Below are 20,050 nucleotides of genomic sequence, written 5' to 3'. Positions count from 1 at the left end.
AATCGCGCAGGGAATGATCAATGGCGGGTCCGGGCGACAACACGCGCAACAAGCCGAAGAACGGGTCTGAAGCCGACAGCTTCAAGCGCGCCGTGACCGTGTGCATGCGCGCCGTCGCCGGCGACAAGGACCTCGAGGTCGGCTTCGCCAAGGACCGGCCGGCGCTCGCCGGCAACCGTGCCCGGCTGCCCGAGCTGCCGAAGAAGGCCTCCCGCAACGACATCGCGATCACCCGCGGGCTGGGCGATTCCATGGCGCTGAAGCGCGCCTGCCACGATCAGCGCATCCACAACAAGCTGGCGCCGGAGGGCAAGCTGGCGCGCTCTATCTTCGATGCCGTCGAACAGGCCCGCGTCGAGGCGATCGGCAGCCGCGCCATGCAGGGCGTGGCCGACAATATCGGCTCGATGCTCGAGGACAAATATACCAAGGCGAACCTCGTCGACGTCAGGGACAAGGCGGACGCGCCGCTCGAAGAGGCAATCGCGCTGATGGTGCGTGAAAAGCTCACCGGACGTCCCGTGCCGAAGAGCGGCGAGCGGCTGGTCGACCTCTGGCGTCCCTGGATCGAGGAGAAAGCCAGCGCCGATCTCGACGGCCTGTCGGCAAAGCTCGGGGACCAGCAGGCCTTTGCCCGCGTCGTGCGCGACATGCTGGTTTCCATGGAAATGGCCGAGGAACTCGGCGATGACCAGGAAACCGACGACTCCGAGGAAAACGAAGAGAACGAGCAGCAAGGCGAGGAACAGAGCGAGGAAGGCGGCGAGGAGGATTCCGGCTCCGAGCAATCGCAGTCGGAAGATGCCGAAGCCTCCGCCGACGAGGAAGACTCCGCCGAGACCGAGGCGACCGACGCCACCTCGGACGACCTCTCCGACGAGGATGACTCAGACGCCGAGACGCCGGGCGAGGCCAAGCGCAACGACAACCCGTTCCTCAATTTGCCGAAAGAGATCGACTACAAGGTCTTCACCACCGCCTTCGACGAGACCGTCGGCGCCGAGGATCTGTGCGAGGAAGAGGAGCTAGACCGCCTGCGCGCCTTCCTCGACAAGCAGCTGGCCAACCTCTCCGGCGTCGTCGGGCGGCTCGCCAACCGGCTGCAGCGCCGGCTGATGGCGCAGCAGAACCGCTCGTGGGATTTCGACCTCGAGGAAGGCTATCTCGATCCGGCGCGCCTGGTCCGCGTCGTCATCGACCCGATGCAGCCGCTGTCCTTCAAGCAGGAGCGCGATACCAAGTTCCGCGACACGGTGGTGTCGCTGGTGCTCGACAATTCGGGCTCGATGCGCGGCCGGCCGATCACCGTCGCCGCGACCTGCGCCGACATCCTGGCGCGCACGCTGGAGCGCTGCGGCGTTTCGGTGGAAATCCTCGGCTTCACCACCCGCGCCTGGAAAGGCGGGCAGGCGCGCGAGAAATGGCTGAAGGACGGCAAGCCGCCGAATCCCGGCCGGCTCAACGACCTGCGCCATATCATCTATAAATCCGCCGACCATCCGTGGCGGCGCGCGCGGCGCAATCTCGGGCTGATGATGCGCGAGGGCCTGCTCAAGGAAAACATCGACGGCGAGGCGCTGCTTTGGGCGCATAACCGGCTGATCGGCCGGCCGGAGCAGCGCAAGATCCTGATGATGATCTCGGATGGCGCTCCGGTCGACGATTCCACGCTCTCGGTCAATCCGGGCAATTACCTGGAACGCCATTTGCGGGCGGTCATCGAGCTAATCGAGACGCGCTCGCCAGTCGAGCTGTTGGCGATCGGTATCGGCCACGACGTCACGCGCTATTATCGCCGCGCCGTCACCATCGTCGATGCCGAGGAACTGGCCGGCGCCATGACCGAGCAGCTCGCCTCGCTGTTTGGCGAGGAAAGCGCGCGCGACACAAGGCGCGGCGGCGTGCGGCGCGCCGGATGATCTTTTCAAGGGGGCGTGCGCGGCGGACGCTTTTCGCCTGCATGCTGGCCTGCGCCTCGCCGGCCATTGCCGCTGCGGGGACTCCCGTCGAGACGGTCGAGATCTCGGCGCGGCCGATCAGTCAGTTCCATATCGGCCACAACGAGACGCGGTTCGGGCCGCTCGAATTCGTTGGCGGGCTGGAGATGACCTCGTCGGCGCGCGATTTCGGCGCGCTGTCGGCCTTTCGCTTCCTGAAGCCGGGCGGCGATTTCATCGGTGTCGCCGACACCGGTTTCTGGTTCTTCGGCTCGATCACGCATGACGCCGGCAGGCGACCGTCGGGTGTGACGAATTTCCGCATGCAGCAGATGGTCGACGCCTCGGGCCGGCCGATCGACCGGAAGTGGGAGGTCGACGCGGAGGGGCTCGCGGTCGAGGACGGCATCGCCACCGTCGGCTTCGAGCGCGACCAGCGCGTCGCCCAGTTCAAGATCGATCCCGACAATATGAAAGCCCCGGTCAGGCAGCTCGATTATCAGGTCCCCGCCGAGGAGCTGCGCCAGAACCGCGGCTTTGAGACCGTCACCCACGCCAATCCTTATGGGCAGCACGCGGGCGGCCTGGTCGTGGTCTCGGAGAGGAGCCTCGACAAGGCAGGCAACGTCTACGCCGCCGTCATCGAGGGACCGCATAAGGGCGTTTTTACCGTCAGGCGCGACGGCGATTTCGACATAACCGACGGCGCCTTCCTGCCGGACGGCGATCTGCTGCTTCTGGAACGCAGCTTCTCGATTGCCCGCGGGGTGAAGATGCGGCTGCGGCGCATCTATGGCGAAAGCGTCGCGAAGGGCGCGGTCGCCGACGGGCCGGTGCTGATGGAGGCCGACATGGGCTACCAGATCGACAATATGGAAGGGCTCGACGTCTGGACGCGCGACGACGGCGCGCTGATGGTGTCGCTGGTGTCCGACGACAACCATTCGATCCTGCAGAGGAACCTCTATTTGGAATTCATCCTGCACCAGGACTGAGGACGGCGTACGCCGCCCCGCCGCACGGAAAAACCGTTCACACTTTTCCCCGGAATTGCTCTACCGGCCGACGTGGCGGACTTCGTTCATCACGAAATTGGCCGCGCGCTTGCTCCGGTTGCGGATCTTGAGCGTCGCGGTGTTGTCGACGAAATAAGTATGAAGGATGCTGTCGCGGGTGCGGACTTCCGGTCCGACGGTGTCGACCGCGTGCCAGGTGTCGGTGCCGACCGCAAAGGCGTAGCCTGTGTTCGGTGAAAACGACATCCGGTGCGAATTCTCGAAACGCCCGTCCGGCATGCGCTCGGCGAAGCGGGTGCCGATATGGTTGATCGAGTCGTCCTCCGGCAGGTAGAACTGCACCGTGATGCCCTTCCACTTCGTGTCGGTATGAAAGCCGATCTTGTAGCCCGCCACATCGCGCGTCAGCATCGGCACCGGATACATGCCGACCTTCATGAAATCCGAGCCGAACCGGCGCTCCAGGCCCGGGGCAAGGCGGCGCATGAACGCTTCCTTCAGGTCCGGCGCATGCAATGCCTTGCCGACGAGGGCCCAGACGGCCCGTTTCTCGCCAGGCAGATGGCGGATATATTCGGGGTAGAGGTCGATCTTGATCCGCGTCGCGGTTCCGTCAGCCTTGATATTCACATTGTTGCGCCCCTTGAGCGCACGATATTCGCGCGCTTCCGGCATGGCGGCGCGCATGCGCCGATAAAGGTCGGCCGGGAAAACATCAGTCAGTTCCAGATGCCAGAAAGGCTTTTCCACAAAGGCGGCGCGGTTCACGGCGTCCACCATGTGGGAGACAACATGCTGCAGCGTTTGTGTGGCTGATGCAGGCGCCAGCGCGTCGTCTATGGCCGACATGGATATCCTCTCCCCAAGCTAAAACCCCGAATCCAAATTCCTTGGATACATATATAGTCGCCCGGACGAAATGCTAACCAAAGCACAGGCTGGATTGCAACGACCCACGGGACTGATTTCGATCGCGATTTTCTAAATCACGAAGTCAAGTTGCATCAGCTCAAAGCAAGCACGTTGCGAGGGCACGGTCGACGATGCTGATATCGTCGCAGGCTGATATTCAACGGACCTTGTAGATCTCGATCGGCTTTCCCGCCGTCGACTGGTCCAGTTCGAGCCACGTCGGCAGGTTCCCCCGCAGCAACGCCGCGGCAAGGCCATCCGGCGCGTCCAGGCCCAGCGATATCTCTTCCGTGTTGCCGCGGCAGATCGCGATCAGTCCAACATGCTCGCGCTCGATGACGGCGCGGGCGGCGTCCGGGGCTCCCATGAAGGCGTCGAGCATGGCCAAATTGCCGCCGACATTGCGGTGGTAAGGGCCGGCCAGCGTCCGGTGGCCGGTGAACACCAATATTCCCGAGCCGAGATTGGACGAGGCAAGCACCGTCGTCGCCGGCATGGCGGCGAGATCGCGAAAGTCTGCCGGCTTGCCGCAGGTCACGGCATGGTCGGGATCGGAATTGATCCGCTGCGGCGCCGTCTGGACCATAGACTGCGCCGCTATCGCGACCCCGGTCCAGGTCGCGTTCAGCGAAACCAGCCACGCCATGACGAGGCCGGTGGAAAGGCGCCATGACGGCGCTGCGTCCGCCCGCAGACGGATTTTCGCGATCCAGGCCGAGAGCGGCAATATGGCGAAGGCGACGGAGAAGGTCGAGCCGCGCACCTGCCAAAGGCTGACGACGAAGGCAACGAGCAGCAGGATGGCGGCGAGCGTTTCCTCGCGGCGCAGGCGACGGGTCCGGAGTTGAAAGCCGATCAGCAGAATCGCGATGAAGGGCGTGACATAGCGCGCCGCCATCAGCTTCGGCTGGTGGACGGCGACGCTCCAGAAGGGCTGCGCTTCGATCACGTCGGCCAGCCAATAAGTGCGGATGCGCTCATCCATGCCCGCATAGGGCGATGCCACGCATTGCGGGAAGAACAGCATCACGGCGGCCGCGACCCCGACCGCAAGCGCCAGCATTGAAACCAGCCGCGCCCGGGCTGTCGACGCGGTCAATGCAGCCGCGATCGCGAGGCCGAAGCCGGACAGCGCTGCTACCGCGAACTGGAAGGACGAGAAGGCGTCGCATTGGGCCACGCCCCAGTCGGCGGGCCGGATGGTCGCCACGAAAACCAAGGAGGCGATGCCGGCAAATCCGAGGCCAAAGCCTCGTGCCGTGACGCGCTCCTTGTCGTCGAGGACGAACAGGACAGCAGCGCAGATGCCGAGCACCGCCACATAAGGAGCGGTCTCCATGCCGACCGCGAGCGTCAGGCCGGCGCAAATGCCCGACAGAAGGGCAGCGGGCCGCCAGGAGGGCGCTTCCATCAGGAGCCAGAGGCTGGCCGCGGTCAGCAACAGCTGGACGTTGTGGTGATCGATCACCCCCGGGCTGTAGATCACCAGGAAGAACAGCGCCGCCGTCGACAGGATGATTGCCGGCATCGCGACATTCGCAGCGGCGAAGCGCTGCGAGGCGCGCATGAGCACGAATATGGTCAGCCCGTAGAGGAGGATCGGCCAGATGATCTGCGCGGCGCGTTCGGCAGCGCCCGTGCTGGCGCCCAGCGCATCGAAGGCCATGATGATCAGCGCGAGCGGCGTGTCGACAAGCCGCGACCAATGCATGACGAAGCCGCCCGAGGTGCCCATCCTGTATTGATGGAGATCGAACCAGCTTTGGCCGCCGAGCAGGTCGCGGACCTCGACCAGCCGCAGCATGCTGTCATTGTCGGCGCCATAATTCGCAAGGGTGGGGAAGCCGGAAACGGCGTTGATCCCCAGCACCACCAGCGTGGCGCATAACGCAAGCAGGAGATCGTTTTTCCAACCGGTGCCTTGCACGGTCATGCTGGTCGCAATGCCCTAGAGAATTTCCGCGATCCTGCATCATCGGGCGTAACAAAGCGTAAAGCCGCCGCGGCTGTGGCTGAAAGCGTCAGGCCTGGTTGGCCGCAACCCAGATGACGTGGCGGGCGCCGCGCTTGCCGTTGGCCCGCGTGTTGATCTCCTCGACCGCGAAGGCGGCCTGCTTCAGCCGCCGGGTGAAGCCGCTGTCCGGCCCCTGCGACCAGACCGCCAGGACGCCGCCGGGCGTCAAGGCGGCCCGCGTGGCCGCCAGGCCGGCCGCGCCATAGAGCGTGTCATTGCCCTTGTAGACGATGCCTTCGGGACCATTATCGACGTCGAGCAGGATGGCGTCCCAGGCGGCTTTCTCCGCCCGTATCAGCTGGCCGACATCGGCCTCGCGAATGGTGACGCGAGGGTCGTCGAGGCAGCCGTCGAAGATCTCCGACATCGGGCCGCGCGCCCAGGCGACGACCGCGGGAACGAGTTCGGCAACGGTAACAGCAGCGTCGCCATCGAGCGTGGCGAGAGCGGCGCGCAAGGTGAAGCCCATGCCGAGCCCGCCGATGAGGATGCTTGGCCGCTTGCGGCCGGCGATCCGCTCGCAGGAAAGCCTGGCGAGCGCTTCCTCGGAGCCGCTGAGGCGGCTGTTCATCAGCTCGTTGGTGCCAAGCATGATTGAAAATTCAGCGCCGCGCTGTTTAAGGCGCAGCTCCTGACCGCCGTCGGGCGTGCGGGCGGAATCAAGCTGAACCCAGGGGATCACGGCCTGATTCCACTTGCTGGGTTCATGGCCTAGAACGCGACCGCCGGCTGGCTCCAGCGCGCGGCGAGCAGCCGGTAGGGGATCAGCGCCACGACCGCGATGATCAGCTTGACCGAAAGATCGCCGAGCGCCCAGGAAACCCAGCGCATCGTCTCGACCGGCAGCACGCCCATCAGCGGTGCGGTCTCCAGCGCAAAGCCGTCATTGGGACCGGCAAAGGCGAAGGCCGCGGAGAAGGCGACGCCGAAGAAGACGATCGTGTCGAACACCGAACCGACCAGCGTGCCGAGGATCGGCGCGCGCCACCAGCTCTGCCGGCGCAGGCGGTTGAAGACGGTGACGTCCAGCAATTGCGCGGTGAGGAATGCAGCGCCGGAAGCGGCGGCGATGCGCACCAGCCGGTCGGCGGCGGTCTCGAACTCGATCAGGCCATGGCGGAACAGGAAGGGAGGGATCAGGATCGAGCAGGTCACCGCCGTCATGAAGCCGACGAACACCACCTTACGCGCCACGGCCGGGCCATAGCGGCGGTTGGCAAGGTCGGTGATCAGGAAGGAGAAAGGATAGGTGAAGGCGCCCCAGGTGAGCAGGTCGGCCAGCGACAGGCCGCCGATCTCGCCCTGCATCGGGAACTGCACGAGGATGTTCGACGCCACGACGACGAGCGCCATGGCGGCCACGAAGGGCAAATATCGCGTCAGGAAATTCATTTTTTTATCCTGGGTAATGGAACCAGCGGAGCGTCATGCCGACGCTCGCTCACATTCCGAGCACCGGTCTGGCCGGTGCCCGAGGCGGTCGTCCCCCGCCTGAAAGCTGCTTTAAGCGGCCGACTGCTCGGCAAGCTTCTTGGCGATCTGCTTCTTGAGCAGGCGCGCGCGCTGCGACAGTTCCTTGACGTCGGCCTTGGCCAGGAAGGCGTCGAGGCCGCCGCGATGCTCGACCGAACGCAGCGCGTTGGCCGAAATGCGCAGGCGAACGTTCTGGTTCAGCGCTTCGGAAATCAGCGTCACATTGACCAGGTTCGGCAGGAAGCGACGCTTGGTCTTGTTGTTGGCGTGGCTCACATTGTTGCCAGTCTGGACTGCCTTGGCAGTGAGTTCGCAGGTGCGGGACATCTTGTCTAACCTTCAGTTTCTAAACCTGCCAAACCATTCTGCCCGCGCCAGGCGGCGCGCGGTGTCGGTCAGGCGGCCTTTGGAAAAGTTGGCGTTGCATAGTGGCATTTCACCACTGCGTCAAGCTCCGGGACGTAGCCAGGCGTCATCCTCGCTCCATATAAAGGCCGGATTTCGCACTATAAGCCCTTCGCGAAGGGATATGCCAGGCTGGAGCCGTTGCGTTCCGGCCGCACCGCCAGGGATTCGCCAGCCGCCATGCTCCGTCCATCTCATGCATTCGCCGCCCTGCTTGCCCTTGCCGTGCCGGCAACGAGCTTCGCCGCCGCGGCGCCGCAGTCCTTCAAGGGCGAGTATACGGTATCCTATCTCGGCCTTTCGATCGCCAGGGCGACGTTCTCCAGCCATTATGAGGGCAACAGCTATGCCATCGACGGCACTGTCTCGGCCGCCGGCCTCGGCAAGCTGTTCGACGACACGAAAGGCACGATTTCCTCGAAAGGCACCATTTCCGGCAAGCAGATGCAGCCGCGGGCATTCAGGGCCGATTATACGTCCGGCAAGAAAGCCTCGGTGGTCGACATCCGCTTCAGCAACGGGACGGTCACCTCCACGCAAGTCATTCCCGCGCCAAAGAAGCGCGACCCCAAGAACTGGGTGCCGATCGGAGCTGGAGACCTGAAATCGGTGCTCGATCCTATGGCCGCGACCGTCATCCATGCCGACAGCCTGGACAAGGTCTGCGGGCGCACGGTCAAATTCTATGACGGCGAGATGCGCGCCGACCTGACCTTGACCTATGCGTCCAAGGGTTCGATCTCGGTGCCCGGCTACAAGGGTGATACGGTGACCTGCAAAATGGGCTTCGAGCCGGTGGCGGGTTATCGCAAGGGCCGCAAGGCGTTGAATTTCCTCAAGAACAAGAGCCGCATGCTGGTGACGTTTGCACCGCTCGGCCAATCCGGCGTATATGCGCCAATCCGCGCCACGGTCGGGACCCAGATCGGTCCACTGACCATCAGCGCGGGACGGTTCGAGGCGGTAAATTAGGTCAGGCGCCACCGCGCCGGCGGGGGAAATATGGGGCGCGCAACACTGATCGGGTTTTCGGCGGTCGCCATGTGGGCGTTGCTGGCGCTGCTCACCGACGCCTCGGGCCAGGTGCCGCCTTTCCTGCTTTCGGCCATCACCTTCGCTATCGGCACCTGCGTCGGGCTCGCCGCCCGGCTGGTGATGCCGGCCGCCGACAGAAACCAGAAGATCCCGCCACAGGTCTGGGTGATCGGCATAGCTGGGCTGTTCGGCTATCATTTCTTCTACTTCACGGCGCTGCGCAACGCGCCGGCTGTCGAGGCGAGCCTGATCGCCTATCTGTGGCCGCTGCTGATCGTGCTCGGCTCGGCGCTGATGCCGGGCGAGCGGCTTGCCTGGAACCATGTCGTCGGCGCGCTGCTCGGCCTTGCCGGCACGTTCCTGATCGTCACCAAGGGCGGCGGGCTGGCCTTCGACCCGCGTTACGCCTTCGGCTACGCGATGGCCGCCGTCTGCGCGCTGTTGTGGTCGTCCTATTCGCTCTTGTCACGGCGCTTCCCATCGGTGCCGACCTCGATCGTAACCTGGTTCTGCGCCGCGACGTCGGTGCTGTCGCTGGTCTGCCACCTGCTGCTTGAGAAGACGGTGCTGCCGGATGGTCCTGGACAGTGGCTGGCCGTCATCGGGCTCGGCCTGATGCCGGTCGGCGCGGCCTTCTACGCCTGGGACATCGGCGTCAAGCGCGGCAACATCCAGGTGCTGGGCGCGGCGAGCTATGCCGCGCCGCTTCTGTCGACGCTGGTGCTGATCGCTGCCGGCGTCGCCGAGCCGTCGCTGCGCATCCTCGCTGCCTGCGTGCTCATCACCGGTGGCGCTGCGCTCGCGGCGAAGTCGCTGCTGATCCGCAAGCCGGCGGCGAAAGAGGTCAACGCATGATGCCGTTTCCAGGCGGCGTCGAGGCCAACGCCAACGCGACGCTTTTGTTCTCGTTCGTCGCGGCCGTGATCTACGCCTTTGCGCTCGACATGCCGCCGAAATGGACACGCACGGCGGCAAAGACGCTTGCCGTGGCTTTGCTGGCCGTGCTTGCCGCCATGCAGGGCGGTCCGCTGCTGCTCGTCGCGGCGCTGGCACTCAGCGCGGCGGGCGACGCCTTTCTGTCGCGCGATGGCGAAAAGGCCTTTCTCGGCGGGCTGGCGAGCTTTCTCGCCGGCCACATCGCCTATGTCGCGCTGTTCGCGCAGGCAGGTGTCGGGCTCAGCCTGTTAAGCGCCGAATCCTGGCGCGGCGCGATGGCTTTGGCCATGGCCGCATTCAGCTTCGTCATGCTTACCGTGCTCTGGCGCCGCGTCGGCCCGCAACTGCGCGCGCCCGTGGTCGTCTATGTCGCGGCCATCCTGGCCATGGGCGTTTCGGCGCTCACCACGAGCGACCGCTGGGTGATCGCCGGCGCGGTGCTGTTCATCGCCTCGGACGGGCTGCTGGCAACCGAGCGCTTCCTGCTCGCGGCGATCTCGCCGCATCGCCTGTGGATGCGCTACGCCGTCTGGGTGCTTTATTACGCCGCCCAGCTGGCGATCACGCTAGGTTTTTTGGTCAGTTAAGCGATTTTCGGCTGCCAGCCCGGCTCGGCCAGCTCAAAAGCGGCGAAATCGAAGCCCGGCGCCACGGTGCAGCCGACCAGCGTCCATTCGCCGAGGCTGCGCGTCGATTGCCACCAGCCGGCCGGCACGACGATCTGCGGCCGCTCGCCGGCGGCAAGGGCCGTGCCCAGCACCTGCTCGATGACGTCGCCCGCGCCTTCCTCATGCATCGACAGCGCCAGCGGCGCGCCGGCATAAAAATGCCAGACCTCGGCCGCGTCCTTCACCCGATGCCAGGCCGAAAGCTGGCCCTGCTCGAGTAGAAAATAGATCGCGGTCGAATGACCGCGCGAGCCGCCCGCGGCGTCACGAAACGTCTCGGCGTACCAGCCGCCCTCGGGATGCGGGTGAAGGCCTAGCGTTGCGATGATCTCGGCGGCGCTGGTGGTCATTCGCATTCTTTGTCTTGATGGCATGTCCAAAACCGCTGCGCACTTTTGAGCGACATGCGTCAAAAATTGTCCTTGCGCTTGCGGATCTCGGCGAACACCTCCGCGTCCGAGGCTTTCTCCATGCCGAGATGCTTGCGGATCGCCGGGTCGTGCCAACGCAGGAACGGGTTGGTCGACAATTCCTCTCCGATGGTCGTCGGCAATGTCGGCTTGTTGTCGGCGCGCAGCGCTTCGATCCTCGCCGCGCGCTGCTTCAGCGCCGAGTTGGTCGGGTCGACCGTCACCGCGAAGCGGGCATTGGCCAAAGTGTATTCGTGGCCGCAATAGATGGCGGTTTCGGCCGGCAGCGCCGCCAGCTTCTTCAAAGAGTCATACATGACCGGCGGCTTGCACTCGAACAGGCGGCCGCAACCCAACGCAAACAGCGTGTCGGCGGTGAAGGCCACTTTCGAGGCAGGCAGATAATAGGAGACGTGGCCGGCGGTATGGCCGGGCGTCTCGATGACCTCGATTCGTTCTTCGCCAAGGCGCACGACCGAGCCCTGGCTGACCGTCTCGTCGATGCCGGGGATCTTCGCCTTTTCGGCTTCCGGGCCGACGATACGCAATTTGAAGCGCTCCTTCAGCGCCAGATTGGCTTCGACATGATCTGCGTGGTGGTGCGTGGTGAGGATCAAAGTCGGCGTCCAACCGGTGCGCTTGATCGCCGCCAGAATCGGCGCCTCTTCCGGCGCATCGATGATTGCCGTCTCGCCGCTTTTCGGATCGTGGACCAGCACGCCGAAATTGTCGGTGCGGCACATGAACTGCTCGATTTCGACCGGCATCGCATGTCTCCATTTGTCGTGGCAGACATAGGGCGAGCGGCGGCCGATGTCATCCGCGTTTGTTGAACTGGGCGCCTTTGTTGAACTTGGCGGGCTTCACAGCTACCGTCCCGCGCATGCATTCGGATATCGTCGATCTGCGCTCCTTCTACTCGTCCACGCTCGGCCGCCTGACCGAGCATTCGATCACCATGGCGCTGTCGTCCATATGGGCAACAGTCCCCAACGAGCGGCTGGTCGGCCTCGGCTATACGCTGCCGTGGCTGGAGCGCTTCGGCACCGATGCCGAGCGCGTCTTCGCCTTCATGCCGGCTACGCAGGGCGCGGTGGTGTGGCCGGCATCGGGGCCGGCGGCCACGGCGCTGGTCTTCGACGAGGAGCTGCCGCTGGTCGATTCCTGCATCGACCGCATGCTTCTGGTGCACTCGCTCGAACATGCCGAAAATCCGCGCGAGACGCTGAACGAGATCTGGCGCGTGCTGTCGCCGGCGGGCAGGGTCGTCATCGTCGTGCCCAACCGGCGCGGCGTGTGGGCGCGCTTCGAGCACACGCCCTTCGGTAACGGCCGGCCGTTCTCGCGCGGCCAATTGACCGAATTGCTGCGCGAGGCGAACTTCACCCCGGCGACGTGGAGCGATGCGCTATTCTTCCCGCCGTCGCCGCGGCGTTTCCTGATGCGGTTCCACAATGTGCTTGAAAAGGCTGGCCGGCGGTTCTGGCCGATCTTTTCCGGCGTCATCGTCGTCGAGGCGCAAAAGCGGCTCTATCAGGGCGTACCGGTGGTGCAGCGCGCCTCTCGGCGCGTCTTCGTGCCGGTCTTCTCGCCGCAGGGGGCAACACGGCTTGGCCGGCATGCGACAAACGGCGCGCCTGGCCAAGTGACGCGTTCGTGATCGCCGCGCCTTGCATCGCGCGGCAATCGTCACCCTATCTGAGGCATGCCCGAGCTAAGGCATGCTCGCTCGGCGCGGCGTTCATGACCGCAGCGGAAACCAGGAATATCCTTCATGGACCACCAGACCGATAAAAAGCCGGGGCGGCAGAAACCCGTTGTCTCGGTGGAGGCGAGCAGCCTCGCCGACCAGCTGGCGACGATAAAGCTGGGGCTGGAATCCTCGCCGGTGCGCAGGCAACTTGCCTGGGTCTCCATCGGTATTGTCGCGGTCATCGTCGCAACTTCGATCGGACAGGTCCTGCTCAATCGCTGGAACCAGCCTTTCTACGATGCGCTGGCCCGGCGCGACATGACGGCCTTCCTGCACCAGCTTCTGGTCTTCGCGATGATCGCCGGCGGCCTTCTGGTGCTGAATATCGGCCAGACCTGGCTCAACCAGATGATCCGTCTGAGGCTGCGCGAGGCGCTGACGCTCGACCTGATCGATCAATGGATGCGCCCGGCGCGGGCCTTCCGGCTGGCCAATGCCGGCGCCATCGGCGTCAATCCCGACCAGCGCATGCAGCAGGATGCCGCTCACTTGTCGGATCTGTCGACGGATCTCGGCGTCGGCCTGCTGCAGTCCTTCATCCTGCTTGTCTCCTTCATCGGCGTGCTGTGGGAGCTGTCTTCCGGCTTCGTGTTCCACATCGGCGGCTATTCACTAGCGATACCGGGCTATATGGTCTGGGCGGCCTTCCTCTATGCCGGCATCGCCTCCTGGCTGAGCTGGCTGGTCGGGCGTCCGCTGATCGGCCTCAACAGCGAGCGCTATACCCGCGAAGCGGAACTGCGCTCCTCCATGGTGCGGGTCAACGAGAATGTCGACGCGATCGCGCTCTACCATGGCGAGCCCGACGCCCGGCGCCGGCTGGAGCTTGACCTCGGCACGGTGCTGGGCGCCATGCGGCGGATCTTTACCGCGCAGATCAACCTGTCCTGGGTGACCGACACCTATGGCTGGATAACGGTCGTGGCGCCCATCCTAGTGGCTTCGCCGGTCTATTTCTCAGGCGACATCTCATTCGGCGGGCTGATGATGGCGGTCGGCGCCTTCAACCAGGTCCATTCGTCGCTCCGCTGGTTCATCAATAATATAGGCAGCATCGCGGACTGGCGCGCGACGCTAATGCGCGTCGCCGATTTTCGCATCGCGCTCACCGAAACCGATGCGCTGCACCACAAGGAAAAACGCATCCAGTTCGTCGAAAACTCCGATGGCAGCCTGACCTTCGACAGCCTTGAAGTGGCTTCGCCGGAAGGCTGCACGAAGCTTGCCCAGACGGAAGTCGAAATCCACGCCGGAGAGCGTGTCATGATCACCGGCGAGCCGGGCGCCGGCAAGACATTGTTCTTCCGCGCCATTGCCGGCCTGTGGCCGTGGGGGAGCGGCCGGATCGGCCTGCCGGCCGGCGAGACCCCCATCTTCGTCCCCCGCGTGCCGTACTTCCCGGCCGGCACGTTGCGCGAGGTCCTCGACCATCCGAACGGCGAGGCCCCGGCCAACGATGCCGAGATCGCGGCGGTGCTCGAGGAGGTCGGTCTCGATCACCTGGCAACGGCCCTCGACCATCCCGGGCGGTGGGAACGTGAGCTCGGTGATGACGAACAACGTGCGCTGGCTTTCGCCAGGCTCGCTTTGCGCAAGCCGAAATGGGTGATCATCGACGAAGCCCTCGACGCGTTCGACGGCCCGACCCTGCGGCGCGTGCTGGCTATGCTGCAGAAGCGTCTGCCCGAAACCGCGATCGTCAATATCGGGCGCGGTCAGCACAACAATCAGTTTTTTCCGCGCTCGCTGAACATCGTCAAGGATACCGGCGCGCCGGCTTTGAAGCCGGCCCGTGTCCGCGCCGGCGCGATCGAGCCACCACCCATCGCTGCCCGTCACAGGAAGAAATAGCTTTATTTTCGCCGTGATCGCCGGGAAAATTCGCCGGTTCGTTCGAGGCCGCCATGCTTGCGATGCTCGGCCTGCTTGTGTGCCTTGCCTGCGCCGAGGCGGCGCCATTGCCTATACCGGGCAAAGGCGCGCCGGTGGACGTGGAACTCGTGCTTGCCGTCGACATCTCGCAGTCGATGGACGAGCGTGAACTTGCGCTGCAGCGCACCGGCTATGTCGAAGCGCTGCGCCACCCCGACTTCATCAACGCTGTACGCTCGGGTCCAAATGGCCGCATTGCGCTCGCCTATTTCGAATGGGCGGGCGTCGTGCGCGAGGACGGGGCCATTGCCTGGCAGATTATCGACGGCGAGGACAGCGCCAACGCCTTCGCCGACAAGATCGCCGCGCGGCCGTTCCGCAGCTTCCGCGGCACTTCGATTTCAGGCGCCCTCGGCTTCGGTGCCGGGCTCCTGGAGAGAACCGGCTTTTCGGCGCCACGCCACGTCATCGACATATCGGGAGACGGGCCCAACAATACCGGACTGCCGGTCACCGCAGTCCGTGACGCTGCCGTCGCCAGGGGTGTCGTCATCAACGGCCTGCCTATACTCATCAGTCCGTCGCCGAGTGTCGGCCGTCTCGACCGCTACTACGCCAACTGCGTGACCGGAGGAGCCGGTTCGTTCGTGCTGCCGATCTACGCGGCGTCGGAATTCTCGACCGCCGTCCGCCACAAGCTGGTCCAGGAAGTCAGCGGCCTGACAAACGCCAGATCCTTCCACGTCGAGGACGCGGCGCCCGTCGATTGCCTGTTGGGCGAGCGCCTGCGGCAGCGGTTTTCCGATCCGTATTTTCCGGAACTCGACAGATAGCCGTCTTGCGGTTCTCTCAGACCGCCCGGGCCCCGTATTTGGCGCGGAACTCGTCGTAGCAGTCGCGCCGCCAGCGGCGGCCAACGACATAGCCGCGCAAGAGTTCGGCCGGCGTGTAGCCGAGCGACTTGGACGACCGGTTGGCGTGATAGCCCGAAAACGCCTGCGGAAACCTGCCCTTGAGGATATCGGCGATGATCTGGCGCGCAATCATGTAAGGCGGAACGTCAGGATAGCGGTCGGCGATGTAAGGATGCTTGTCGATCAGACTGGCGTAGGCCTGGACATAGCCGTCGCGGCGGCCGGATATCGAATTCTCCGAATTGTACTTCTTCCAGTCGATGTCTTCGGACAGCAAGGCGCCGCCGCGTTGGGCAAAGCGCAGCAGCAATTCGCGATCCTGCATGCGCGTGATGTCGCTGTCGTAGCCGCCGATCGCGAGCAGCGACTCGTGCCTTGCCGTGATCGCCGATCCGGCAATGAAGATGGTCTGCGAGACCAGGGCGCGCTGCAGCGTGCTCTTGTCGAGGAAGGCGCCGCGATTGATGCATTTGGTGCTGCGGCCGCCTTTCAGCGATATGAACGAGCTGATGAGGACTTCGAGCGAGGGTTTCCCGTCGAAGCGTGCTAGCGTCCGTTCCAGCCGGTCGGGCAGGTAGACATCGTCCGAATCGAGGAACGTCACGACCGGCGCCCGCGCCCGCTCTATGCCTGCATTGCGCGCGGCATTGGCGCCGCGCCATTTCGCGCCGACATAAATCAGCCTCGGATCGCGGATCTCGGCGAGCGCGGCGGCCGTCCCGTCGGTCGAACCGTCGTCGACCACGATGTGCTCGAAGCGGGTAAATGTCTGCGCCAGAACGCTTTCCACCGCCCGCACGACCTGACTGCGCCGGTTGTGGGTCGGCGTGATCACCGAGATCAGCGGAACATCCTGGCGCGATATCATGCTGCCACCACCGGTCGGATCTGGCGTGTGTCGGATGGGTCTGATGGCTATCTTCGTGTCCCACCTTTGACTTGCGGCCAACATTACAAAAAAGCCACCTTTGTGTCACGCCAAGCCGGCCGAGAAATTCCGAAACTGGTGGCTTTTCCGCAACATTGCAATCTGATGGCAACACAATCGGCCGCTCCGTTGATTGGAGGGTGCGGCAACAGGGGTCCAAGCGACGGCTTATCCCGATGACGTCCGAGGTAATCGACCGAACTATCTGGTTCCCGCATGGTGATCCCACGAAGCCGGGGGATCGGCTTGGATCCATCAAGGAGCAGGACCATGACCGCTTACGCCGTTGCCCATATGCGCCAAGTCACGCCGGGTCCCTGGATGATCGAGTATCTCGAGAAGATAGACGCCACGCTGATGCCATTCGGCGGGCGTTTCATTGTCCATGGCGGCGATGTCGAGCTTGTCGAGAACAACTGGCCGGGGCACCTAATCGTCATCGAATTCCCCGACAGGCAGCATGTGCGGGATTGGTACAATTCGCCGGCCTATCAGGCGATCCTTTCGTCGACGGCGTCGAGCATCCGCACAAGGCTACGGATGTGCTTGGCTAGCAGAAACAGCGCCTGTGTCCTGAGCTGGAAATCGGCAGAGTTTTTTCTGCGCAATTCCGGATTACACGCTTCTGCTGAAATTGCCCTAGCTGTGCCCGACATAGGCGGGCACGGTTTCGATCTCATCGCGAACGAAGCCGGCGGCCAGGCCGAAATGGCCAAAAAACGCCAGAGTGTAGAATGCAAGGCCGACCACCAGCGAAAACGGGATTTGCCAAAGCGGCATACCCGTTCTCGGCGCATGACTTATGACGCGTCGTATCGTGCGCCACGACATGGTTCCCCAGCGGCTGAGCGACTTGACGATCCGCTGGACGCGGGTGGGGGAATGGAGCTCGACGAACTTTCTGTCGGCATCCCTGCCGGTCACCAGCGCGCGCCAATAGAAGAAGCGCCAGCCGCGTGGCGAGTAATGGTGAACGCGCGCGTCCACGTTGACTATTTTGTGGCCCTCGCTCCAAAGCTGATGCATCAGCAGCGTGCACGAGACCTTAAAGCCGTTGTGTGGTGGAAATGGGTGGCTGGATATCCAGTCGTGCCGGAAAGCGATGTTGTTGGCGTTGATAGCACGCTTCGAGGCGAACCTTTTATCTCCCTCGGACATTGGGAAGAACCAGATCAATGCGAAGGTTCGCGAAAAGAAGTCATCGTATGAAAGATAGGTGTGCCCATTCACACAGATGGTTTCAGGCCGGTCGACGAAGGGTTTCAGTAGAGTTGAGAGCCAGTTCCGTTCCGGAACTGTATCGGAATCGAGAAAAACAAGGATGTTTCCTTCGCTTGAAGCAATGCCGTTGTTCTTGAGGTCGTAGTATCTGCCGCCGGGAGAGGCAGCGAAGGCCAGGTCGGCAACCTGCGCCAATTGGGGCGCTTCGGTTACTATGCTGCTTCTCAATGAGACGGCGTCAATTTCGAGGCCGCCATGTGAAACAATGACCTTCGGCCTGGCAAATCCGTTGGCGGAAACCTGGGCGATTTCGCGCGCCAATGCCTTCAGCCCAAGGCCAATCTCGTCCCAGTCGATGGATTTGGCATTCTCCATCTCTAGGACAACCGAATAGGTTCGCCGTTCCGCCATCATGTTCCACCCACCCGGCGCGAGATTTATCAAACAGATCGGAGCGAAGCCACCCTCAGCGCTTCAGCAAAAACACCGCCTGCTGACCAAAAAAATTCCAGAACCACCAGGGCATCGATAGGCCGATCTTTTGGCCGGTTGCGTCGAGTGCGGTCGCCTTTTCGACGGTCGCGCCAAGCTCCTCGCACAGATTGACGAAGTCGCGGATGGTGCAGAAGTGGATATTGGGCGTGTCGTACCAGGAGTAGGGCAGGTCCTTGGTGACCGGCATCCTGCCCTTGATCAGCAGCGAAAAGCGCACGCGCCAATGGCCGAAATTGGGGAAGGAGACGATGGCGCGGTTGCCGATCCGAAGCAGCTCGTCGAGCACGACCTTCGGGTTGCGCGTCGCCTGCAGCGTCTGCGACAGCACGACGAAGTCGAAGCCCTTGTCGGCGTAGAATTTCAGATCCGTGTCGGCGTCGCCTTGGATAACCGACAGCCCGCGCGCCACGCATTCGTTGACTCCGCGCTGCGACAGTTCCAGCCCGCGGCCGTCGACCTGCTTGGTCTCCTGCAACAGTTCCAAAAGCACGCCGTCGCCCGAGCCGACGTCGAGGACGCGCGAACTGGGCGGGATGAGATCGGTGACGACTTCGAGGTCGACACGCTGGGCGCGATTGACGCTCACGGCTTCGCCTCCTGCATGACGCATGATACCGGCCCGAAAAGTGTGCAATTTTTTGCGTTCGCCGACCTTCGGTTCGGGGTCATGCGCTAAGCCCCCTGGCGCGGGCGGCGGAGGCGATGAAGCCGTTGATGGCCGCGAACAGCTCCGGCTCGTCGAGCAGAAAGGCGTCGTGGCCGCGGTCGGTCTCGATCTCGACGAAGGAGACGGAAGCGCCCGCCGCGTTCAAGGCATGCACGATCGAGCGGCTCTCCTCGGTCGGAAACAGCCAGTCGCTGGTGAAGGAAACCAGGCAAAAGCGCGTCTTGGTACCGGCGAAGGCGTCGGCGAGGCGCCCGCCGTGATCTGCGGCAAGGTCGAAATAATCCATCGCGCGGGTCAGATAGAGGTAGGAATTGGCGTCGAAGCGGTCGACGAAAGTCATGCCCTGGTGGCGCAGATAGCTCTCGATCTGGAAATCGGCGTCGAAGCCGAAAGTCAGCGCCTCGCGGTCCTGCAAATTGCGGCCGAACTTGCGGTGGAGTGCTGCTTCCGAAAGATAGGTGATGTGGGCGGCCATACGCGCGACGGCGAGCCCCTTTTCCGGCCGCTTGCCGAAATCGAGATATTTGCCGCCATGCCAGTCGGGATCAGCCATGACGGCCTGCCGGCCGACCTCATGGAAGGCGATGTTCTGCGAGGAATGGCGGGCGCCAGTAGCGATCGGCAGGGCGCAGAACACGCGCTCCGGATAGCTTGCGGCCCATTCCAGCACCTGCATGCCGCCCATCGAGCCGCCAAGCACGCAAAACAGCTTCTCGATGCCGAAATGGTCGATGAGCATCGCCTGCGCGCGCACCATGTCGCGGATGGTGATGATCGGCAGGTCGAGCCCGTAGGGCTTGCCGGTCGCCGGGTTGGTCGAGGCCGGGCCGGTCGAGCCGAGGCAGCCGCCGACGACGTTGGAGCAGATGACGAAGAAACGGTTGGTGTCGATGATCTTGCCAGGGCCGATCAGCACCTCCCACCAGCCCGGCTTGCCGGTCACCGGATTGGTGTTGGCGACGTGCTGGTCGCCGGTCAGCGCATGGCAGACGAGGATGGCATTGGAGCGCGCGTCGTTGAGCGTGCCGTAGGTCTGGTAAGCGATCTGGAAAGGCGAGAGCAGCGTGCCGGCATCGAGCTTCAGCGGCTTGTCGGGGCCGAACTGCAGCACCGGGCTCGACGGATGGTCGACCTCGTCCTTGGTTCTTGCAGCGCGCTGAGCGGCCATGTCCGTCCTCATCCTGTGTCGCAACGGTCTCGTCCCGATGCGGTGTCCGGCCGGCGGCGGACAACAAAAAACCGGCATTGCCGTCGCAAAGCCGGTTACAGGTTGCAAACGGCCCTTTAGCGAGTTGTTTAACGTGGCTGCAAGCCGACCGGCCAAATCACCACGGAAGTCTGGCAGCCCTTCTAGGACCAGCGCTGCGCTTCGTCAACGGGTAGCCTCTCTCGGG

General features: G+C 63.9%; 19 protein-coding genes, 1 pseudogene and 1 riboswitch. Of the genes and pseudogenes, 9 read left to right on the top strand and 11 right to left on the bottom strand.

Annotated features, from left to right (window positions below):
- The first annotated feature begins 20 nt into the window (after positions 1–20).
- Complete coding sequence (cobT, locus tag O7A05_RS19955; RefSeq protein WP_337094696.1) at positions 21–1,919, top strand: cobaltochelatase subunit CobT; 1,899 nt, start codon at positions 21–23, stop codon at positions 1,917–1,919.
- Positions 1,916–2,932 (top strand): esterase-like activity of phytase family protein, encoded by a 1,017-nt coding sequence (locus O7A05_RS19950; RefSeq protein WP_337094695.1) that lies wholly within the window; start codon positions 1,916–1,918, stop codon positions 2,930–2,932. Before cobT ends, O7A05_RS19950 begins: the two co-directional genes overlap by 4 nt.
- Before the next feature lie 60 nt (positions 2,933–2,992).
- On the opposite strand, the gene O7A05_RS19945 is transcribed toward O7A05_RS19950, so the two are convergent.
- From O7A05_RS19945 to rpmB, 5 genes are all read right to left on the bottom strand, one after another.
- A complete protein-coding gene (locus O7A05_RS19945; RefSeq protein WP_337094694.1) occupies positions 2,993–3,802 on the bottom strand; it encodes a hypothetical protein in 810 nt (269 codons plus the stop codon).
- 220 nt (positions 3,803–4,022) lie between these two features.
- The gene (locus O7A05_RS19940; protein ID WP_337094693.1) at positions 4,023–5,798 is read right to left on the bottom strand and encodes a GtrA family protein; all 1,776 of its coding nucleotides are present in this window, start codon (positions 5,796–5,798) and stop codon (positions 4,023–4,025) included.
- 88 nt (positions 5,799–5,886) lie between these two features.
- Positions 5,887–6,561: a polyamine aminopropyltransferase gene (locus tag O7A05_RS19935; RefSeq protein ID WP_337094692.1), complete on the bottom strand. Its 675-nt coding sequence runs from the start codon at positions 6,559–6,561 to the stop codon at positions 5,887–5,889.
- A 29-nt stretch (positions 6,562–6,590) separates the two neighbouring features.
- Positions 6,591–7,271: a queuosine precursor transporter gene (locus tag O7A05_RS19930; protein WP_337094691.1), complete on the bottom strand. Its 681-nt coding sequence runs from the start codon at positions 7,269–7,271 to the stop codon at positions 6,591–6,593.
- Positions 7,272–7,382: 111 nt separating this feature from the next.
- Positions 7,383–7,679 (bottom strand): 50S ribosomal protein L28, encoded by a 297-nt coding sequence (gene rpmB, locus O7A05_RS19925; protein ID WP_095767449.1) that lies wholly within the window; start codon positions 7,677–7,679, stop codon positions 7,383–7,385.
- 258 nt (positions 7,680–7,937) lie between these two features.
- Here rpmB and O7A05_RS19920 point away from each other — a divergent pair, with 258 nt between their 5' ends.
- Genes O7A05_RS19920 through O7A05_RS19910 form a run of 3 tightly spaced genes read left to right on the top strand, consistent with a single transcriptional unit; the run spans position 7,938 to position 10,315 of the window.
- A complete protein-coding gene (locus O7A05_RS19920) occupies positions 7,938–8,729 on the top strand; it encodes a DUF3108 domain-containing protein (protein WP_337094689.1) in 792 nt (263 codons plus the stop codon).
- A gap of 30 nt (positions 8,730–8,759) precedes the next feature.
- Positions 8,760–9,647 carry an aromatic amino acid exporter YddG gene (gene yddG / locus O7A05_RS19915; RefSeq protein ID WP_337094688.1) on the top strand — a complete coding sequence of 296 codons (888 nt, stop codon included), beginning with the start codon at positions 8,760–8,762 and terminating at the stop codon, positions 9,645–9,647.
- Positions 9,644–10,315 carry a lysoplasmalogenase gene (locus O7A05_RS19910; protein WP_337094687.1) on the top strand — a complete coding sequence of 224 codons (672 nt, stop codon included), beginning with the start codon at positions 9,644–9,646 and terminating at the stop codon, positions 10,313–10,315. Before yddG ends, O7A05_RS19910 begins: the two co-directional genes overlap by 4 nt.
- Here O7A05_RS19910 and O7A05_RS19905 read toward each other — a convergent pair.
- A complete protein-coding gene (locus O7A05_RS19905) occupies positions 10,312–10,746 on the bottom strand; it encodes a cupin domain-containing protein (protein WP_337094686.1) in 435 nt (144 codons plus the stop codon). The two genes, O7A05_RS19910 and O7A05_RS19905, sit on opposite strands and share 4 nt — an antisense overlap.
- Before the next feature lie 59 nt (positions 10,747–10,805).
- The gene (gloB, locus tag O7A05_RS19900; RefSeq protein ID WP_337094685.1) at positions 10,806–11,573 is read right to left on the bottom strand and encodes a hydroxyacylglutathione hydrolase; all 768 of its coding nucleotides are present in this window, start codon (positions 11,571–11,573) and stop codon (positions 10,806–10,808) included.
- Positions 11,574–11,689: 116 nt separating this feature from the next.
- On the opposite strand from gloB, the gene O7A05_RS19895 reads away from it, so the two are divergent.
- The 3 genes from O7A05_RS19895 (at position 11,690) to O7A05_RS19885 (ending at position 15,264) form a co-directional block, all read left to right on the top strand.
- Positions 11,690–12,466, top strand: coding sequence for a class I SAM-dependent methyltransferase (locus tag O7A05_RS19895; RefSeq protein ID WP_337094760.1), 777 nt, complete (start codon positions 11,690–11,692; stop codon positions 12,464–12,466).
- 114 nt (positions 12,467–12,580) lie between these two features.
- Positions 12,581–14,410: an ABC transporter ATP-binding protein/permease gene (locus tag O7A05_RS19890; RefSeq protein WP_337094684.1), complete on the top strand. Its 1,830-nt coding sequence runs from the start codon at positions 12,581–12,583 to the stop codon at positions 14,408–14,410.
- Between the two features lie 62 nt (positions 14,411–14,472).
- The gene (locus tag O7A05_RS19885; protein WP_415927032.1) at positions 14,473–15,264 is read left to right on the top strand and encodes a DUF1194 domain-containing protein; all 792 of its coding nucleotides are present in this window, start codon (positions 14,473–14,475) and stop codon (positions 15,262–15,264) included.
- Positions 15,265–15,280: 16 nt separating this feature from the next.
- Here O7A05_RS19885 and O7A05_RS19880 read toward each other — a convergent pair whose 3' ends face one another.
- On the bottom strand, positions 15,281–16,213 hold the full coding sequence (locus tag O7A05_RS19880) for a glycosyltransferase family 2 protein (RefSeq protein ID WP_337094682.1): 933 nt from the start codon (positions 16,211–16,213) through the stop codon (positions 15,281–15,283).
- Positions 16,214–16,543: 330 nt separating this feature from the next.
- On the opposite strand from O7A05_RS19880, the pseudogene O7A05_RS19875 reads away from it, so the two are divergent.
- Positions 16,544–16,827, top strand: a pseudogene (locus tag O7A05_RS19875) (DUF1330 domain-containing protein).
- Positions 16,828–16,912: 85 nt separating this feature from the next.
- Here the strand turns inward: O7A05_RS19875 and O7A05_RS19870 are convergent.
- From O7A05_RS19870 to metX, 3 genes are all read right to left on the bottom strand, one after another.
- Entirely contained in the window at positions 16,913–17,908 is a 996-nt protein-coding gene (locus O7A05_RS19870; RefSeq protein WP_337094681.1) for a glycosyltransferase family A protein, read from the bottom strand.
- Positions 17,909–17,960: 52 nt separating this feature from the next.
- Positions 17,961–18,575, bottom strand: coding sequence for a methionine biosynthesis protein MetW (gene metW / locus O7A05_RS19865; RefSeq protein WP_337094680.1), 615 nt, complete (start codon positions 18,573–18,575; stop codon positions 17,961–17,963).
- 79 nt (positions 18,576–18,654) lie between these two features.
- Positions 18,655–19,824 carry a homoserine O-acetyltransferase MetX gene (gene metX / locus O7A05_RS19860; protein WP_224516587.1) on the bottom strand — a complete coding sequence of 390 codons (1,170 nt, stop codon included), beginning with the start codon at positions 19,822–19,824 and terminating at the stop codon, positions 18,655–18,657.
- A gap of 96 nt (positions 19,825–19,920) precedes the next feature.
- Positions 19,921–19,998, bottom strand: a riboswitch (SAM riboswitch).
- Positions 19,999–20,050 lie beyond the last annotated feature (52 nt).

Source organism: Mesorhizobium argentiipisi (SeqCode), from assembly GCF_037179585.1.
In the GTDB taxonomy this organism is placed as follows: Bacteria; Pseudomonadota; Alphaproteobacteria; order Rhizobiales; family Rhizobiaceae; genus Mesorhizobium; species Mesorhizobium argentiipisi.
The sequence above is the reverse complement of the archived record's forward strand: the minus strand, read 5'-3'. Positions and strand labels throughout refer to the sequence as shown.

Bases quoted from the DNA above. Each gene is read 5' to 3' on its own strand.
- yddG (WP_337094688.1), top strand. From the start codon at position 8,760: ATGGGGCGCGCAACACTGATCGGGTTTTCGGCGGTCGCCATGTGGGCG.
- O7A05_RS19950 (WP_337094695.1), top strand. From the start codon at position 1,916: ATGATCTTTTCAAGGGGGCGTGCGCGGCGGACGCTTTTCGCCTGCATG.
- O7A05_RS19910 (WP_337094687.1), top strand. From the start codon at position 9,644: ATGATGCCGTTTCCAGGCGGCGTCGAGGCCAACGCCAACGCGACGCTT.
- O7A05_RS19880 (WP_337094682.1), bottom strand. From the start codon at position 16,213: ATGATATCGCGCCAGGATGTTCCGCTGATCTCGGTGATCACGCCGACC.
- gloB (WP_337094685.1), bottom strand. From the start codon at position 11,573: ATGCCGGTCGAAATCGAGCAGTTCATGTGCCGCACCGACAATTTCGGC.
- O7A05_RS19920 (WP_337094689.1), top strand. From the start codon at position 7,938: ATGCTCCGTCCATCTCATGCATTCGCCGCCCTGCTTGCCCTTGCCGTG.
- O7A05_RS19930 (WP_337094691.1), bottom strand. From the start codon at position 7,271: ATGAATTTCCTGACGCGATATTTGCCCTTCGTGGCCGCCATGGCGCTC.
- O7A05_RS19890 (WP_337094684.1), top strand. From the start codon at position 12,581: ATGGACCACCAGACCGATAAAAAGCCGGGGCGGCAGAAACCCGTTGTC.
- O7A05_RS19895 (WP_337094760.1), top strand. From the start codon at position 11,690: ATGCATTCGGATATCGTCGATCTGCGCTCCTTCTACTCGTCCACGCTC.
- O7A05_RS19870 (WP_337094681.1), bottom strand. From the start codon at position 17,908: ATGATGGCGGAACGGCGAACCTATTCGGTTGTCCTAGAGATGGAGAAT.
- O7A05_RS19885 (WP_415927032.1), top strand. From the start codon at position 14,473: ATGCTCGGCCTGCTTGTGTGCCTTGCCTGCGCCGAGGCGGCGCCATTG.
- cobT (WP_337094696.1), top strand. From the start codon at position 21: ATGGCGGGTCCGGGCGACAACACGCGCAACAAGCCGAAGAACGGGTCT.
- O7A05_RS19945 (WP_337094694.1), bottom strand. From the start codon at position 3,802: ATGTCGGCCATAGACGACGCGCTGGCGCCTGCATCAGCCACACAAACG.
- rpmB (WP_095767449.1), bottom strand. From the start codon at position 7,679: ATGTCCCGCACCTGCGAACTCACTGCCAAGGCAGTCCAGACTGGCAAC.
- O7A05_RS19940 (WP_337094693.1), bottom strand. From the start codon at position 5,798: ATGACCGTGCAAGGCACCGGTTGGAAAAACGATCTCCTGCTTGCGTTA.
- metX (WP_224516587.1), bottom strand. From the start codon at position 19,824: ATGGCCGCTCAGCGCGCTGCAAGAACCAAGGACGAGGTCGACCATCCG.
- O7A05_RS19905 (WP_337094686.1), bottom strand. From the start codon at position 10,746: ATGACCACCAGCGCCGCCGAGATCATCGCAACGCTAGGCCTTCACCCG.